This is a genomic window from Streptomyces sp. NPDC002156, assembly GCF_053593675.1.
On the sequence record NZ_JBSFDA010000054.1, the window covers coordinates 42,826 to 58,290 of the forward strand.

A 15,465-nucleotide genomic window follows, 5' to 3' on the forward strand; every position below is an offset into this window, starting at 1 on the left:
ATGAGGGGGCGGCGAGTATCGGTTCCGGCAGTGTCCACGTCACAGCCCATGTCTTCCACCCGGCCCGCCCGTCGGCAGACCGAGTGCGCGTACACACCCGCGTCTGATGTCGCGGCCGCCTATCGTCCGCAACGGATCTCACCGAACCTGGCGGTGCCGCCGGTACGGCCGAAGGATCTGAACCAGTACCGGGAATCAGGCCGCGACGAGTTCCTGCTCGCGGTCCGGTGTCTTGACCTTGGGGTTCTTGTTCGGCAGCGAGAGCCGGACGACCTTGTGCCACGCGGAGAACACCTGCTTGGGCAGCGGTCCGGTGACGTACTCCAGCTCGTACTTCTCGAACAGCGCGCGCACCTTCACCGCGACCTCGGCGTACCGGTTGCTCGGCAGGTCCGGGAACAGGTGGTGCTCGATCTGGTGCGACAGGTTGCCGGTCATGAAGTGCATGGCCCTGCTGCCGCTGATGTTCGCCGAGCCCATCATCTGGCGCAGGTACCACTGGCCGCGCGTCTCGCCCTTGATCGAGTGGCGCTCGAAGACCTGCACGCCCTCGGGGAAGTGCCCGCACATGATCACAGAGTGGGACCAGATGTTGCGGACCAGGTTCGCGGTGAACGTGGCGGCGAGCGTGGTGAGGAACGACGGGCCCGACAGCAGCGGGTGGATCACGTAGTCCTTGAGCACCTGCTTGCGGATCTTGCGGCCCACGGCCTTCACCCGCGCGCGGAACTCCGGGTTGTTGCGGCGGCGCTTGTGCAGGTTCTTGCCGAGCTCCAGGTCGTACGCTGCGATGCCGTACTCGAAGAAACAGGCGTTGAGGAAGTTCCACAGCGGCTGGCCGAGGTGGAACGGGTGCCACCTCTGGTCCTCGTCGACGCGCATGATGCCGTAGCCGAGGTCGTTGTCCTTGCCGATCACGTTGGTGTACGTGTGGTGCAGCTCGTTGTGCGAGTGCTTCCACTGCTCGGACGGCGAGACGTGATCCCACTCCCAGGTGGTGGAGTGGATCTTCGGGTCCCGCATCCAGTCCCACTGGCCGTGCAGGATGTTGTGGCCGATCTCCATGTTGTCCATGATCTTCGCCACGGACAGACCGGCGGTGCCGAGCAGCCACGCGGGCGGGAAGATCGAGAACAGCAGCACGCCCCTGCTGACCAGCTCGAGCTTGCGCTGCGCCGAGATGACCTTACGGATGTAGGCGGCGTCCTTCTCGCCACGGCTGGCGATCACCTCGTCGCGGATCGCGTCCAGCTCGCGGCCGAGCTCCTCGATCTGCTCCGCGGTCAGGTGGGCGGTGGGGTCGATGGCGGTCACGGTGCTCCTACCGTTCGATGTCGCAGGGGCCCGCCGCAGCGGACACACAGGTCTGGATGAGGACGCCCGGCTCGGCCTCGGTGATCTCGCCGGTGCGCAGGTCGCGGACGGCGCCCGCCTTGAGCGGCGTGACGCAGCCGAAGCAGATGCCCATGCGGCACCCGGAGGGCATGAGCACGCCGGCCTCCTCGCCGATGTCCAGCAACGGCGTGGCGCCGTCCGCGCCGACCCTCTTGCCGGTGACGCTGAACGTGACCTCGCCGCCGTCGCCGGCGACGACGATGCCGGGGCGGAAGCGTTCGGTGTGCAGGCGCTCTTGTACGCCGTGCTCACTCCAGTGCTCTTCGGCGGCGTCGAGCAGGCCCGCGGGCCCGCAGGCCCAGGTCTCGCGCTCGGCCCAGTCGGGCACGAGTTCGTGGAGACGGGCGATGTCGAGCTTGCCGTCCGTGTCGGTGTGCACCTCGGTGAGCCGCAGCTTCTTGTCCGCGACCAGGTCGTGCAGTTCGTCGCGGAAGATCACGTCTCGCGGCTGTGGCGCGCAGTGGACCATGACGACGTCGTCGAACTCGGTGTCGCGCAGCATGCCCATCACGGGCGTGATGCCACTGCCGGCCGTCAGGTAGAGGACCTTGGCGGGCTTGGCCTGCGGCAGCACGAAGTCACCGGTCGCCTGGTCGAGCTGGATCAGCGTGCCCGGTCTGGCCCTGCGGACCAGGTGGTTGCTGACCTTGCCGTCCTCGATCGCCTTCACGGTGATCGTGACGCGGCCGTCCTGGCGGTGTGTCGGCGAGGTGAGGGAGTAGGCACGCCACAGGCGCACCCCGTCGACGTCGACCCCGATCCGCACGTACTGACCGGCCGTGTGGCCGCGCCAGCCCCGTCCCGGCCTGATCACGATGGTCGCGGCGTCACCCGTCTCGGGGTGCACGGCCTCGATGCGCCCACGCAGGTCGGCGCCCGCACGCAGCGGGCTGACCAGGTCGAGGTAGTCCGACGGCAGCAGCGGCGTCGTGACCATCTCCAGCAGTTTCCTCGCCCTGCTGCGGAGGGCTGTACTCGTCATGGCTCCAGCTTGCTGCGCCTCAAGGAGTAAAGTCCTGACCGTAGGACGTGAATCTGGTCGGCTGAATTGTTCGCAGGGAACAAAAACGTGAGTTATGCAGTCCGGAGGGCCAGTGAACTGGTCCTGGATGAGACGACGGTCACCGCACTTCGGGCCGCGCTGAAGAGCACCGCCGACGAGGTCGTCCAGGCGATCATCGACGAGGTCCCTCCCTACGCCAACGCCCTTTCGGGCCACATGGGCGGAACCATCCGCCGAGCCGTCCGCACCGCCCTGGGGCACTACCTGGACCTCGCGAGCGGGAACACCACGGGCGGGGACGCCGGTGACGCGGCCTACGAGCTGGGCCGCGGCGAGGTCCGCGACGGCCGTTCGATGGACGCTCTGCTCAGCGCCTACCGCGTCGGCGCCCGCGTGGCCTGGCGATGCCTGGCAGCGGGTGCCGTACCCGCGGGTCTGCCCGCCGCCGAGGTCGCCAAGTTCGCCGAGCTGACCTTCGCCTACATCGACGAGCTCTCCGCCGCGAGCGCCGCGGGCCACGCCGACGAACTGGCCGCCCGGGGCAGGGCCTACGAGCGCCACCTGGAACACCTGGCCCGGGACCTCCTCGCCGGCGCGAGCCCGGACGTGCTGCTGGCCTCTGTTCAACGGGCCGGGTGGCAGCCTCCGGGTTCGCTGACCGCGGTCCTGCTGCCCGCAGCCCAGGCCCGGCCTGCCTACCGCGCGCTCGACCCGGGCACCCTCGTCCTCGACGATCTGCCGGACTCCACCGGTGTGCTGTTCGTCCCCGATGCCGACCGATCACATCTCTTGCGGCAGCTGACCGACCGCACCGCCGTGGTCGGCCCGGCCCGGCCATGGACTCGTGCGTCCGCCTCGTACGCACGAGCCCTACGAGCGCGCTCCCTCTCCTCCGATATTCGCGACACCGAGGACCACCTGCCCGAGCTGGTGCTGAGCGCCGACATGGACGCGCTCGAAGACCTGCGCGCCCGAGCCCTCGCACCGTTGCGAACCTTGCCTGTCGCGACCGCACGGCGGCTGGAGGAGACGTTGCGGGCGTGGCTGCTGCACCAGGGCAGGCGGGACGAGGTGGCGGCGGCGTTGTTCGTCCATCCCCAGACGGTCCGGTACCGAATGTCGCAGCTGCGGGAGCTGTATCCGGATCTCGCATCGCCACACCGGGTCCTTGAACTGACGCTGGCGGTCGGTCTTAGGGCCGGCTGAGACCGGGGGCTGATGTGAAGACCGGACAAGGCCCCGGGAAGCCCGTCGGGGGCGCTGTCTCTGAGAAGGGCGGCGGCGGATACGGCTCGCCTGGATCCGGTGGACGATGCGCACCGGCCCGCTCGTCGACGCGCTCATCGAGCATCTGGTCGATGAGCTGGGCCGCTACGCCCTGGAAAACAGCTTTCATGCCGTCGTGGAGGGTGCTGTCCCGGCACGAGCTGACCCACGGGCGCGCGGCGGGCTGCAGCTGGGTGACCGGTGGGGTGGCCAGGCCGGGTCACCAGGGACCGGGGGCCGGGCCGCTCGCGTCGGGGACCACCGTGGTTCTGCGACGGCCCCGTGCCTCTCACCGCGCGAGGGATGATGAGGATGGAATGACGGAATGTGAGATCAGGAGCTTCCATGGCGAAGCGAGTTCACCAACCCCGTGAGGACGCGGAGTTCAATTTCATCCTCGGGATGAGCGCAGTTCCGGTCCTCGCGTACTTCACCGGGACATGGCCCAAGGCAATCGAGCCCTGCCGGGTGATGGACCTCGTCGTGGGTGGCATCGCCGACGACTACACGGGCCGCCTGACGGCCGTCCGTGCCGACATCACGCGTTGTCCGGCTGCGACCGAGCGATACGGGATCACCGGAGCCCCGTCCTACGTCCTGCTGAAAGAGGGAGAGGCGGTGGCGCACGGCACGGGGCCCATGACCATCACCGAGGTACGGAAGTTCTTGGACGGCCACCTCTGAGCGGCCGCTGCGGCACGTGGCCGCGACGCCCGTCACGACGTCGTCCCCGCACTTGCGCTCGATCGCCCGCGAAGAGCGGACCCCGGTGGTGTAGCCGTAGACCAGCAGCCGCAGCATCAACCGAGGATCGTAGGGTGGGTTGCCGCGCCGCTCGGTGTGGGACGCGCGGATCGCCGTCGGGTCAAGCACCTCGTCGACCAGCTCGGCGACGAACCGGGCCAGATGTGCCTGGGGCAGCCAGTCGTCCAACGGCAATGGCATCAACAGCATCTGATCCGGCGTGAACGCCCGGAACGTCTTGCCCAGCGGCATGAACGGGCTTCCAACCTTTCGGTGCGACGACACCGGCATCAAGGAGCCGCTCGCGAACCGGCGGCGGTTCGGCTCCGTCTGCCGGGCCTGCTGCTCAGCGCCCGGCCAGGGCTCCACCGTTGATGTGCAGGGTCTGACCAGTGATGTGTCCTGCGGCTGGTGAGGCGAGGAACAGCACGGTGCCTGCAATGTCCGCCGGGGTGCCGGCCCGGCCGTTGGCTGTCTGGGCGAGCAGGGTGGCACGGCGCTGCGGGGGCATGTCGCCCTGGAAGAAGTCGGTGGACTCGGTGTAGCCCGGCGCGATGACGTTGGCCGTGATCCCGTCTTTGCCGAGGTCCTGGGCCAGGGTGAGGTTCCAGGCTTCGACGGCGGCCTTGGCGGATCCGTAGGAACCGGAGCCACCACGGTGGGCCGCGATGGAGCTGACGCTCACCACGGCTCCCCCGTCTGTCAGCCGTGGTCGCAGGGCGGTGGTGACCAGGACCGCGGAGAGCACATTGGCGTCGATATTCGCGTGCCAGGCCGCCGCCAGGCCGACCAGGCCAGACGGTGGCTCGGCGCCGATGTCGGTGTTGCCCCCGGCGTTGTTGACCAGCACGTCCACCTGAGAGGGCAAGGCGTCGAGTGCCGCCTGGACCTGCACGGGGTCGCTCGCGTCGAATGCGACGGCGCGCACGTTCGGGCCCAAGTGTGCCGCGGTCTCCTCCAGCACGTCCTTACGACGCCCGGTAATCACTACCTGGTCGCCCTGCGCGGCGAAGGCCTCGGCAACGGCCCGGCCGATCCCGGTGCCACCACCGGTAACCACGATCTGACGCATCACCACTCCTTGTTTAGACCTAAACGTGTGTGGGACAGTACCACCATGACCACGCCGGACCAGCCCCGCATTGACCGCGCTGAGGAGATCTCCCGAGCCTGGCGACGCGAGCAGCCCGGACTCCCGGTCGACTCGATCGGCATCCTCACCCGCATCCACCACGCCGCGAAACTGCTGGCCGACGAACGCCGCCGTACCCTGACCCAGATCGGCATGGACGCCGCCACCCTCGATCTGCTCAGCACCCTGCGCCGCTCCGGCCAGCCATACCGTTTGTCCACCCGGGAACTCGCCACCCGCTGCCTGATCACACCTGGAGCTGTGACCCAACGGGTGGACCGGGCCCAGCACGAGGGATTCGTCCGCAGGCTGGCTGCGGACCCCGGGACCCGCGCCGTGCCCGTGGAGCTCACTCCCGAGGGCCACCACGCAGTGGAGAACGCGGTCGACGGCCTCCTGAACTACGAGCAGGGCCTCATCGAGGTCCTGTCACCCCAGGACCAGCAGGAACTGGGCCGCCTCCTGGCCGTGCTAGTGCAGGACCTCAACGACCGTGCCCACCACCACACCTGAACCACACCACGGGCAACGGAAGTCGCTCAAGACCGCGAGCGAGGAAAGACTGGAGAGTTACTGACCACGCTCCTAGGTCGGCGCGGGCGCGCAGGGTGTGCGGGTGATCGGCGTCCTGGTGCTCTTCCCGCAGGGCGATCAGTGTGTGGGCCTTGGGTTCTGCTTCGTCGGTCCGGCCCAGGCCATGCAGGGATTCCACCAGCAGGTGGCGTGCGGCCCAGCGGTCGGGGTGACCGTCACCGGGTACGGCGACGATGTCCCGCACGGTGGCGCGGATGAAGTCCTCGGACTCGTGCGGGACGGTGCGGTACGGAACCCAGGCCAGAGTGAGGCGGCGGCTCAGGGTGGCTTCGTGCTCGGCGCCCAGGGCGGTGGTCGCGTGTTCGACGGCAGTGCGGGCGAGTTCGGCGGCCTCCGTCGAGCATTGCTGCTCGCCGAGATTGTCGGCGAGCCTGGCGATCGTGAACAGGGTGTGGGGATGGTCCGGCTCTGTTGGCGGGCATCGTCGTATCGGTCCCACTGTTCTCGAACCAGGAGACGTACGTGGGCTGGGTGCCGGAGCAGTGGCCGTCGTTCGGGGATGTGACCTGCCTGGTCGGTTCGCGGTGAGCGCGGGGCTGTACGCGGTGCTGCGGCGGGCCGACCGGGCCTCCGTCTAGGAAGCGGCTGTGAGCAGGTTCTTCTCCAGGATCACCGGCAGTGACAGGGTTCGGTAGCCGACCGAGGCGAACAGGACGGTGATCCGGTTCTCCTCCTCGCTGAGGACCTCGCCGTCACCCCACTGCGGGTGGTGGACCGCGGTGCCGGGCGGAAACGGGTGGTCGTGGCGCGTGGGCGAGGCGGTCCGGGGGCGGGACAGGCCGGGGACGGCGCCGACTGCGGCGTCGGCGCCGGTGGGCCGCTGTTCGCATCGGTCGCAGTTGCCGCAGGGGGAGTTGAGGCGCTCGCCGAAGTAGCCGAGCAGGAAACGCCGTCGGCAGCCGGTGGTCTCGGCCAGGCCGCGCATCATGTCGACCCGGGAGCGTTCCATGCTTTCGTGCGCGGTGCCCAACTCCATGGCCCGCGTGGCGGTTTCCTCCGCATCGGCCCCGGGGACCGGGGCCACCTTTCCGCGTTCCGTGGTGAGGGCTCCGGCACTCTCCAGGAGGTTGAGGACGGCGGTCAGCCGGCCGGCGGACAGGCCGGTCTCCTCCTGGAGTTCCGTCGGTGTCAGCGGGGTCGCACGGTCCTGTACGAGGCGGGAGACGTCGGCGATGGTGTCCGCGTCCGGGCGGCCGGTGGAGAAGAACTTCTGCAGGCCCAGGTCCTCGACGCGGTAGTGCAGGATGGCCCGGGACGGCTCGCCGTCCCGGCCCGCCCGGCCTATCTCCTGGTAGTAGGCGTCGAGGGACCCGGGCACCGAGGCGTGCAGCACGAACCGTACGTCGGGCTTGTCGATGCCCATGCCGAATGCCGAGGTGGCCACCACCACGTCCAACTCGCCGCCGAGAAAGCGGTCGTGGACCGCGCTGCGGTCGGCCGACCGGCTGCCCGCGTGGTAGGCGGCGGCGCTCAGGCCGAGTTCGCTCAGCTCGGCGGCGTACGCATCGGCGTCCTTGCGGGTGGCGACGTAGACGATGCCCGGCTTGGGCTCGGCCGCAGCCCGCTCCACCACGGCGCGCCGCTTGGCCGCGTTGTCCAGGAAGTGGGTGACCTCCAGGCGGATGTTGGGCCGGTCGAACCCGGCCACCACCTCGTGGGCCTTGCGCATGCCGAGCTGCTCGACGATGTCGGCTCGCACCGGTGCGGCGGCGCTGGCGGTGAGGGCGAGGATGGGAGGGCGCCCGATGCTCTCGGCGGCCTGCCGGAGCCTGAGGTAGTCCGGCCGGAAGTCGTGGCCCCAGGAGGACACGCACTGCGCCTCGTCCACGACGAAGAGGGACGGTCTCAGCGTGGCCAGCCGCTGCAGCACGTCCTGCTTGGCGAGCTGTTCCGGGGCGAGGAAGAGAAACCGGGCCGTTCCGTCGCTCACGCTCTCCCATGCCTGCTCGTTCTGCGCCCTGGACATCGACGAGTTGACGGCGACGGCAGTCTGGCCGCTGCTGCGCAGCAGTCCGGCGATCTGGTCCCGCTGGAGAGCGATCAACGGTGACACGACGAGCGTCGGACCAGGGAGCAGCATGCCCGGCACCTGGTACACCGCCGACTTGCCCGAGCCGGTCGGCATCACCACCATGGCGTCCCTGCGGCGCATGACCGCTTTCATCGCGGTGAGCTGACCGGGACGCAACTCGTCCCATCCGAAGGCCACCCGCGCGGCTCTGCGGAGACGGCGGGCGACGAACAGGCTGATCGGCAAAGGGACTCCCGAAGCGGTTGCGCGCGACCGGGGCGGAACCGGACGGGCGGTGGTGGGTCTAGTGCCCGCCCCGGCCCGAAGCAGTCCGATCGCCAGGCGCGGACTGCGACGGCACGGTCGCGGCAGGCCGGCGAGCGTCACGACTGTCTTCAGGGGCTATTGCCTCGACCGTGTTGCCGGGCACGGCCAGCACGTCTTTGCCCATCTACGCGACGCAAGGAGCCCCGGCTGAGGCTTGCGGAGACCGCCCGGGAACGGCTTCTCGCCCTGGCGCGGGGCCGGTACGAGACGCGGGGCTCGTACGAGAGGGGCGCGGTCGAGGAGTTGCGGCGCAGGACGGGCGCGCCGGGCCCGGCGGTGCGTGAGGGTGCCAGGCATCCCTCACACACTGTGCCGCACCGGTTCTAGCTGCAGGTCCGGGGTGGCGACGGTTTCGCGAGTACCTGACCGGGCCGATGACGCAGAGGGAGCGGAACAAGACGATCACTCGCCTGGCCGGGGCGGAGCTGGTGGCAGGCGCGGAGATACCAGGGGTGCAGCGGCTGCAGTTCTTCCAATCCGAACCGCCCTGGGAGGCCGAGCTGGTCAACGACCAGCGGCTTGAGCTGCTGCGCGAGGAGCCGGCGACGGCTCCGCAGGATGGCCGGGTCACCGTGATCGACGATTCCAGGGACCGCAAGGACGGCATGACGACCGCGCACATGGGCGCCGGCAGCGGCCGGGCCGACGGGGAAAAGAGAAACCATTGGCCCGAGAGCTGGAGGTTCCATAGCGTGTCGGTCATGCCGATGCCCGTCCTGTACTGCCGTGATTCGTTGAACCCTCGACGCGTAGACGAACACTTCGCGCTGGAAGCTCGGGAGGTCCGCGCCTGTGGCGGGGCAGTAGGGCTGATCGACCACGACGCGCTGTTGCAGGGCGACGCGCAGCAGGCAGTTGCACAAGTTCCGGCTGGGCTGGGAAGTGCCTGGTACCGAGGCTGGATGATTCCCAGCGATCGATACGCCGCGTTGGCTGAGGCCCTGAGCCGACGTGGCACCAAGCTGCTCGTGACACCGGAGCAATACCGCACCGCTCACGAACTGCCAGGCTGGTATGCAATGTTCGTCGACATCACGCCCGCGAGCGTGTGGCGTCCTACGAAGCCCGGTGAGATGCTGACCGCCGACGACCTGGCTGTTCTCGCCGAGCCCCTACTGCCAGGCTCGGGAATCGTGAAGGACTACGTCAAATCGCGCAAGCACGAGTGGGAGCAGGCGTGCTTCATTCCCGATCTCGCCGACGCCGTGGAACTGACGCGGGTCGTGCAGCGCTTTGCAGAGTTGCAGGAGGAGTTCCTGGCTGGTGGGATCGTTCTCCGCGCCTTCGAGACGTTCTCGCGGCTTGAGTCCGTCGCGGCTGAAGTGCGCGTGTGGTGGCTGGATGGTGAACCCAGGATGCTGACGCCCCATCCGGATAGCCCGTTTGGGCGCGGGCTGGCGCCCGACCTTGATGACATCGAGCCTGCAGTGCGGCGCCTAGGATGCCGGTTCGTCACAACCGACGTGGCCCTTCGCTCGGACGGGGTGTGGCGGGTAGTCGAAGTCGGTGACGGCCAAGTCAGTGACCTGCACCAGTCGAGCAGCCGAGGCGAATTGGCCGCACTGCTGGTCGGTCCGTAGCACCTGCGCTCCGTCCCTGCACCAAGTCAAGTGGCGTGATCGTCGGGCCTCGAGCGGTGCCTGGGTGAAAGCCAGTCGTCTGTGTCGCGGTGGCGGCCGAGTCCGACTGAGGAGAACTCGTCGACGTGATTGCCCTTGGCAGCGCTGAGTCGCCGCAGCGCCTGAGAGATCGGAGTGCCGCTCGTCGGCGACGGCTCCCCTTCGGTCAGGCGCAATGGGCCAAGGACTAACATGGGCAACCGGTCCTGTCTCCGAGCACACAGTCAGTAGGCGATCAAAGCCTGCTGGCGCCTTCCAGAACCCGTCGAGTTCGGGTGCTCCGACGGACGTGACCACACCGACGAGCAGCACCGGCCGTGATGCTTGCCGAGGAGATGGGCCAATGACCTCCGCAGCCGTGCTAGACCTTTCCCCGGTGCGGGGTTGGTGCTGGACGGGACGGAGTGGGCGGTCGAGCGGCGTGAGCCGCACCTGGGACGGATCCAGTTGGTGAAGGACGACGGGACTCGGGAGCGGGTGAGCTTCAGGTTCCTGACCAACCATCCGCAGCGCTGGCCGTCATGTGTAGACGTCGGCGGCGGGAGCCGACCGGACCCAGCGCAAGGCGTCCGTGGACTTGAAAGCGGGCCAGCTCGAGCTGACCGAGCTGCGGATGGCACATCTGCTGGAAGTAGCGACTGGATTCAGCTCCGGTGACCCGTTCCACCCGGGCCTGGGTGAGCCAAGGCCCAGGTGCGCCCCGGCGACGACGACGCTCACTGAGCGCCGGTACGTGAAGGTGGCGGAGCTTGCGGCGCTGGACCCGCAGCACGCGAAGCTGCTGGGGTTTGGCGTTGGAGACCCACACGCCCAGTTTCACGGCCATCGGCACCGACCGTGATTTGCCCGCTTTGGGCGCGTGGTAGCGGCCGGTGGGCACCTTCCCGCTCCCCCCACTGCGTGAGGGCCGTCAAGCCCCGCTGGAACTCCCGTTCGGCCTTGCTCGGGCCCATCCTACGCTTCACGGCTGGGGCGGGAGATGGGGCCTCAAGAGGCTTGACGCCCAGCTGGGACAGCCGCTCCTGCTGCTGGGTGGATGGCCGTGCCCAGGTACTCGCCTCGCGTTGCTGTGCGAGCCATGAGGTGGTGTTCAGGCACTCGACAGCCTGTGGGTGCTGGCGATGACCTGAGGGGTCGGATCCTTGAATGGGCGTCGTGTGGCTACGCCGAAGCCCGGATTATCAGGGGCTTTACTTGTTTCCTCAGAGCTCTTGGAGGTACACGCTTGCCGCATTGCTGGCATTGGTGTAGTTGTGCCAAGAAAAGTCGAACTCCTTGGTCTGCCCCTTGGGGCAGGCTTTTGCGCTGTAGTCGACACCTCCATCGTTCCAGATGGCGTAGACGCGGGCGCACTCGCCGTCTGCGGCGGTGTCGGTGACGTTGCCGAAGACATGTACCCAGTTGCCGCTGCAACTGACGTTCCAGTCAGCCTCGGCGCCACTGGTCTCCACGTGTCGCACGGTGTTGCATGCGGCAGCATCGGCTGTTCCTGCGGAGGACAGCACCAGTCCGCTACTGAGAAGAGCGACCGACATGGCAGCTAACAGAATGGTGCGGATCTTCTGCATCAGTTCCCTCTCGTCGGCTGTGCCAGAACCTCTGTGACGGATGTTCACGCCCTCGACTGTCCCGCACAGATCGGCACCATGTCTACACATGTTGCGTGACATGGTTTTGGCCCAGCCGCGTGACCTCTGATGTTGTCCCGCCGCAGGTGATCTCCTGGTGGCGGGATGATGGGTTCGTCTGATGCGGGGTCGCGACCGTGAGGTGGGAGAGATATCGCTGCATCCTCATGTCCCTGGTGAGGTGCCCGTACAAACCGCCGAGGGAGTGCATCTCGCGTGCCCGAAGGGCTGTTTGTGCATGCATATTCGTGAGGTGCCGGGTCCGGGATTCACGGACGAGGACTTCATGGACCTGTATCCACGGCGCGGGCGCCCCGGCTGGTCACCCGCCCAGCTGGCGCTCGTACGGCTGCACGGTCCTCGCGCCGGGCGTGGGACCGGTGCTCAGCCACGAGTACAAGCAGATTGAACGGCAGCTGTACGAGTGTGTGAGGAGGTATGCAAGCACTCCATCGGCACTCGGTCAGCGGTCGAGTGCATCTCGCCAGTAGTCCTGGAGCATTTCAGTCGGCCATGATGGCTGTGTGACAGGGCCGTGGGGGAGCATCTCCTGGAACACGGGTACGAAGTCAATAATCGGTGTGCCGTCGACGGCGTTGAGGTCCGTCACGCGGAGGTTGCGCCCGTCCACGCCGAGCAGTCGCGGGAACGACGTCGCGATCCGGGCGGGGCGCCGGTGGTTACGGTGTACGAACGTTCCGGTCGCTGACCACTCCGGGTTGTTGCGAGGACTGCGGGCATGCAGCGCGACGTCGCTGGGCGAGCTTCGGAGAAGTACCAGGTGACCTGGAGATGCGAGAACTCCTCGATCTCCTGCAACGTGTCGTCGGGGTAGTCCGGGCGCAGCCGGATGATGGATTCCACGCCGCCCTGGAAGTCGTCGCCGACCTTCAGGTGGCCTCCGACAACCGTGGCGACGATCGGCACCTCGATGGACTGTGCGGTCACAACTGCCCCTTCTTCCGGTCCAGACGGGAAGTTCGGTAAGTCTCCGCGCCGCGCGCCCCCATCGTCATGGCGCGGTCAGGCTACTCGCTTCAGCACGGCCTTGGCTCGTTCGTCGATCTCCGCCGCCGCGCTGATCCCGCGGTTGCGGTACGGGGAGAGAACCCGCCGCATGTTGATCACCGCCTCGCGGGCTCGGCCGGAATGGACGCCGTTCATGGCGTCCAGGGCTTGGGCCCAAGTGCTGCACGCTGCCTCGACGTTGCCCTGACTTGCCTGCGCGGCGCCCAGGTATCCCAAGGTCACGACGTGAGTGCGACCGAAGGCGCCGGTCTCCCTCGTGTGGACGCTGCGCCAGAACTCGTCCTGGGCCCCTGGAGGTCGCCGAGAGCCCAGAGCGTACGAGCTGTCTCGTGCGCCAGGCTGGCCTCGGAGAAGAACCAGACGCGGACGGGTTCGTCATCCCCGGGCTTTGCCGCTGCGAGGTCGTCCTCAGCCCGGAGGAGGGCTACACGCGCTTCGTGGCGCGGTCCGGCCGTGGCCAGGCTCCGCGCCCGTACGACGCCTAACAGGGCTCGTTCGCGGGGAGTCGCCAGGGTGTACCGCTTGTGTTCGACCGAGGCAGTCGCGATGTCCACGGCTTCCTTGGGGTGGCCGAGATCTGTCGCCTGGTGGGCCATGGCTCGCAGGACGTGGCCGGCCAGCGGTGCGTCCTCGGCCTCGGCCGCCAGCTTCACCGCGAGGGTGAAGTACCGCCGGGCGGCCTCGTGGTGCGACGCGTCGAAGCTCATCCAGCCGGCGACGTACACCAGCTCGGCAGCGGCGGCGAAGAGGCGGCAGCGCGTCTCGTCACTGGCGAAGACACCGCCGACGTACGTCGCGACGTCGTCGTAGATGTACTGGTAGAGGGCTGTCCGGCCGTCCACTCCGCCTTGGCGTTGGTCGCGCTTCGAGAAGAACTCGGTCATCTCCTTCAGCGCGTTGATCTCGGCAGTCCCGATTCTCCGGCTCGTCAAAGCGGGGCGCGATCGGGCACGCTCAGGGGCCTCGTCCCACCACGTCTGTCCAGGCAGGGCGAGTCCGGTCACCGAGTGGGCCGTGCCGGCCAGCACCCGGCGTCGTTCCAGGTCCACGTTGCTTCTCCCCAGATCCACCAACGCGCTCACCGTATCGACGTGCCATTCGGATGCCATGGTCGCACCCGAGTTCGGTGGGGTGAGGCCGATCTCGGCGGGAGTGATGGGGTGTTGGAGCCGACGGGACAGCGTCTCGCTCAAGATGTGGGGCGCCCGCCCGGAAGGCTCCGTACCCGCGATCCACATCGCGATGTGCGAGCGGCTGGTGCCGAGCAGCTCGTCGGCGCCGGCCTCGGCCGCAACCCGTACGAGGGCAGCGGCGACCTTCGGCTGCGACCATCCGGTTTCGGCGATCGAAGCGGCCAGTTTCTCGTTCCGCTCGCGCCTCATCGTGCGCCCCTGTCCACAAGATGATCTTTGACGGGTTTGACGGCATCGCCGGCCGGTGGGGGATACCAACCCACCGTGATTCACGGTTCGCTCAAGGTCACCCAAACCACCAACTGGCCTTCCCCCGGGAGGAATTCGGTGAACGCAATCCAGACGTACGGCTCGGGAGCCCGCGTGCCGCCGGGCAGGCAGGGCCATGTCTCCGAGCCGGCCCAGGCCAGAGAAGGAGGTCCGGGAACGGCGGTGGACGTGAACCTCCGCAGCTTCCACGCCTCCACCGAGACCTGCCGCCGAGTCCTTGACGGACGCACTTCGGCGGTTGCGGTGAGGAGGCCGAGATGATGCCCAACTGGAGCCTGGAGTCCGTCATCGAGTCCCCCCGAGAACCGGGTGAGCCTCACCATGGTCTCGGACGACAGGGCGGTCAGGGCGGCACGGACCTTCACGCGGGAGACGCTGTCGGCCTGGGGGCTAGAAGACCTGATGGACCGCACGGTCCTGATCGTCAGCGAACTCACCACGAACGCCGAGCGCCACGGCCGTACGCCGGTCGGCATCGAGCGCCCTGCGGACGCGAACGGCCAGATGGTGGCCGAGCACATCACGCTGACCCTCACTGCCCAGAGCGGAATCGTGGGCATCGAGGTGGAGGACAACTCCCCGTTGCCGCCGATCCCTCGCGCCAGTGGGTCGGACTCGCTGGACGGACGCAGTCTGCTGCTCGTCACGGCCGAGGCCGACGCGTGGACGGCTGCTCAACGAAGACGGAAGCGGCAAGCAGGTTCTCGCGGTCGTGAAACGCCGAGAGTCCGGCCCCTGCGGCCCGACCCCTTCCGCACACCCCCCTTCAGTCCCACTCGCTCGCCAAGGAGGCGTTCGCCATGCCCGCTCAACACGCGCCCGTCGCCGCGCCTTTACCCCCGAGGAAGAAGATGGAAGACGCCGTGACGCAGCACGTCCTGCTCCTCGACCTGGACGGTGTCCTGGTCGATACCCGCCCCGTCATGCAGGAGGCGTGGCGCGCGGTCCAGCAGCGTCACGGCATCGACCTGCCGTTCGAGAGGTACGAGCAGCACCTGGGCCGTCCGTTCAACGACATCATGGAACGGCTCGAGCTGGCCGACGCCGATCGGATCCACCAGACGTACGTGGAGGCTTCGAAAGCCGTCTCCCCTCTGGCCCGATCGTTCGAAGGCATGGAGGAAGTGCTCCACGCCTTCGCCGCCGCCGGCTGGCGCCTAGGCCGTGTTCTAGGTAGCGGGTGAGTCTTGGGCGGATAGTTCTTCGGCCAGTTCCATACAGCGCAGGCGGGCTGGGGAGAAGTCGTAGGGCATC

14 protein-coding genes and 4 pseudogenes are annotated in these 15,465 nt (G+C 68.1%); 6 read left to right on the forward strand and 12 right to left on the reverse strand.

The annotated features are described in order from the left end of the window. Positions 1 to 195 precede the first annotated feature (195 nt). Positions 196 to 1,314, reverse strand: coding sequence for a fatty acid desaturase family protein (locus ACWCRB_RS22485; RefSeq protein ID WP_450997731.1), 1,119 nt, complete (start codon positions 1,312 to 1,314; stop codon positions 196 to 198). 7 nt (positions 1,315 to 1,321) lie between these two features. Next, positions 1,322 to 2,377, reverse strand: coding sequence for a ferredoxin reductase (locus tag ACWCRB_RS22490; protein WP_450997732.1), 1,056 nt, complete (start codon positions 2,375 to 2,377; stop codon positions 1,322 to 1,324). A gap of 87 nt (positions 2,378 to 2,464) precedes the next feature. Here ACWCRB_RS22490 and ACWCRB_RS22495 point away from each other — a divergent pair, with 87 nt between their 5' ends. Further along, the gene (locus ACWCRB_RS22495) at positions 2,465 to 3,604 is read left to right on the forward strand and encodes a PucR family transcriptional regulator (RefSeq protein WP_450997733.1); all 1,140 of its coding nucleotides are present in this window, start codon (positions 2,465 to 2,467) and stop codon (positions 3,602 to 3,604) included. A 405-nt stretch (positions 3,605 to 4,009) separates the two neighbouring features. Further along, on the forward strand, positions 4,010 to 4,348 hold the full coding sequence (locus ACWCRB_RS22500) for a thioredoxin family protein (protein WP_450997744.1): 339 nt from the start codon (positions 4,010 to 4,012) through the stop codon (positions 4,346 to 4,348). Between the two features lie 36 nt (positions 4,349 to 4,384). Here ACWCRB_RS22500 and ACWCRB_RS22505 read toward each other — a convergent pair. Then, a pseudogene (locus ACWCRB_RS22505) lies at positions 4,385 to 4,654 on the reverse strand (transposase); the annotation flags it as partial. Between the two features lie 100 nt (positions 4,655 to 4,754). Beyond that, complete coding sequence (locus ACWCRB_RS22510) at positions 4,755 to 5,480, reverse strand: SDR family NAD(P)-dependent oxidoreductase (RefSeq protein WP_450997734.1); 726 nt, start codon at positions 5,478 to 5,480, stop codon at positions 4,755 to 4,757. Positions 5,481 to 5,525: 45 nt separating this feature from the next. Between ACWCRB_RS22510 and ACWCRB_RS22515 the strand changes: the two genes are divergently transcribed. Continuing rightward, positions 5,526 to 6,053, forward strand: coding sequence for a MarR family winged helix-turn-helix transcriptional regulator (locus tag ACWCRB_RS22515; RefSeq protein ID WP_450997735.1), 528 nt, complete (start codon positions 5,526 to 5,528; stop codon positions 6,051 to 6,053). Here the strand turns inward: ACWCRB_RS22515 and ACWCRB_RS22520 are convergent. Then, on the reverse strand, positions 6,025 to 6,573 hold the full coding sequence (locus ACWCRB_RS22520; protein ID WP_450997736.1) for a hypothetical protein: 549 nt from the start codon (positions 6,571 to 6,573) through the stop codon (positions 6,025 to 6,027). The two genes, ACWCRB_RS22515 and ACWCRB_RS22520, sit on opposite strands and share 29 nt — an antisense overlap. A gap of 135 nt (positions 6,574 to 6,708) precedes the next feature. After that, positions 6,709 to 8,385, reverse strand: a complete 1,677-nt coding sequence (locus tag ACWCRB_RS22525; protein ID WP_450997745.1) for a RecQ family ATP-dependent DNA helicase — start codon at positions 8,383 to 8,385, stop codon at positions 6,709 to 6,711. Positions 8,386 to 8,816: 431 nt separating this feature from the next. Here ACWCRB_RS22525 and ACWCRB_RS22530 point away from each other — a divergent pair. Beyond that, positions 8,817 to 9,127: pseudogene (locus ACWCRB_RS22530) on the forward strand (transposase); the annotation flags it as partial. Between the two features lie 418 nt (positions 9,128 to 9,545). Further along, positions 9,546 to 10,052 (forward strand): ATP-grasp domain-containing protein, encoded by a 507-nt coding sequence (locus ACWCRB_RS22535; RefSeq protein WP_450997746.1) that lies wholly within the window; start codon positions 9,546 to 9,548, stop codon positions 10,050 to 10,052. 1,241 nt (positions 10,053 to 11,293) lie between these two features. Here the strand turns inward: ACWCRB_RS22535 and ACWCRB_RS22540 are convergent. From ACWCRB_RS22540 to ACWCRB_RS22560, 5 genes and pseudogenes are all read right to left on the reverse strand, one after another. Beyond that, positions 11,294 to 11,707, reverse strand: coding sequence for a hypothetical protein (locus ACWCRB_RS22540; protein ID WP_450997737.1), 414 nt, complete (start codon positions 11,705 to 11,707; stop codon positions 11,294 to 11,296). A gap of 475 nt (positions 11,708 to 12,182) precedes the next feature. Continuing rightward, positions 12,183 to 12,667, reverse strand: a pseudogene (locus tag ACWCRB_RS22545) (TrmO family methyltransferase domain-containing protein). A 75-nt stretch (positions 12,668 to 12,742) separates the two neighbouring features. Next, positions 12,743 to 12,970, reverse strand: coding sequence for a hypothetical protein (locus ACWCRB_RS22550; protein ID WP_450997738.1), 228 nt, complete (start codon positions 12,968 to 12,970; stop codon positions 12,743 to 12,745). Then, a complete protein-coding gene (locus ACWCRB_RS22555; RefSeq protein WP_450997739.1) occupies positions 12,967 to 14,130 on the reverse strand; it encodes a Tat pathway signal protein in 1,164 nt (387 codons plus the stop codon). The genes ACWCRB_RS22550 and ACWCRB_RS22555 overlap by 4 nt, the downstream gene beginning before the upstream one ends. Positions 14,131 to 14,210: 80 nt before the next feature. Next, positions 14,211 to 14,858, reverse strand: coding sequence for a hypothetical protein (locus ACWCRB_RS22560; RefSeq protein ID WP_450997740.1), 648 nt, complete (start codon positions 14,856 to 14,858; stop codon positions 14,211 to 14,213). A 153-nt stretch (positions 14,859 to 15,011) separates the two neighbouring features. Between ACWCRB_RS22560 and ACWCRB_RS22565 the strand changes: the two genes are divergently transcribed. Beyond that, positions 15,012 to 15,395: an HAD family hydrolase gene (locus ACWCRB_RS22565; protein ID WP_450997741.1), complete on the forward strand. Its 384-nt coding sequence runs from the start codon at positions 15,012 to 15,014 to the stop codon at positions 15,393 to 15,395. Here the strand turns inward: ACWCRB_RS22565 and ACWCRB_RS22570 are convergent. After that, positions 15,381 to 15,465 (reverse strand): annotated as a pseudogene (locus ACWCRB_RS22570) (MerR family transcriptional regulator); the annotation flags it as partial. The gene ACWCRB_RS22565 and the pseudogene ACWCRB_RS22570 sit on opposite strands and share 15 nt — an antisense overlap.

Bases quoted from the DNA above. Each gene is read 5' to 3' on its own strand.
- ACWCRB_RS22490 (WP_450997732.1), bottom strand. From the start codon at position 2,377: ATGACGAGTACAGCCCTCCGCAGCAGGGCGAGGAAACTGCTGGAGATG.
- ACWCRB_RS22500 (WP_450997744.1), top strand. From the start codon at position 4,010: ATGGCGAAGCGAGTTCACCAACCCCGTGAGGACGCGGAGTTCAATTTC.
- ACWCRB_RS22510 (WP_450997734.1), bottom strand. From the start codon at position 5,480: ATGCGTCAGATCGTGGTTACCGGTGGTGGCACCGGGATCGGCCGGGCC.
- ACWCRB_RS22515 (WP_450997735.1), top strand. From the start codon at position 5,526: ATGACCACGCCGGACCAGCCCCGCATTGACCGCGCTGAGGAGATCTCC.
- ACWCRB_RS22535 (WP_450997746.1), top strand. From the start codon at position 9,546: ATGCTGACCGCCGACGACCTGGCTGTTCTCGCCGAGCCCCTACTGCCA.
- ACWCRB_RS22555 (WP_450997739.1), bottom strand. From the start codon at position 14,130: ATGAGGCGCGAGCGGAACGAGAAACTGGCCGCTTCGATCGCCGAAACC.
- ACWCRB_RS22565 (WP_450997741.1), top strand. From the start codon at position 15,012: ATGCCCGCTCAACACGCGCCCGTCGCCGCGCCTTTACCCCCGAGGAAG.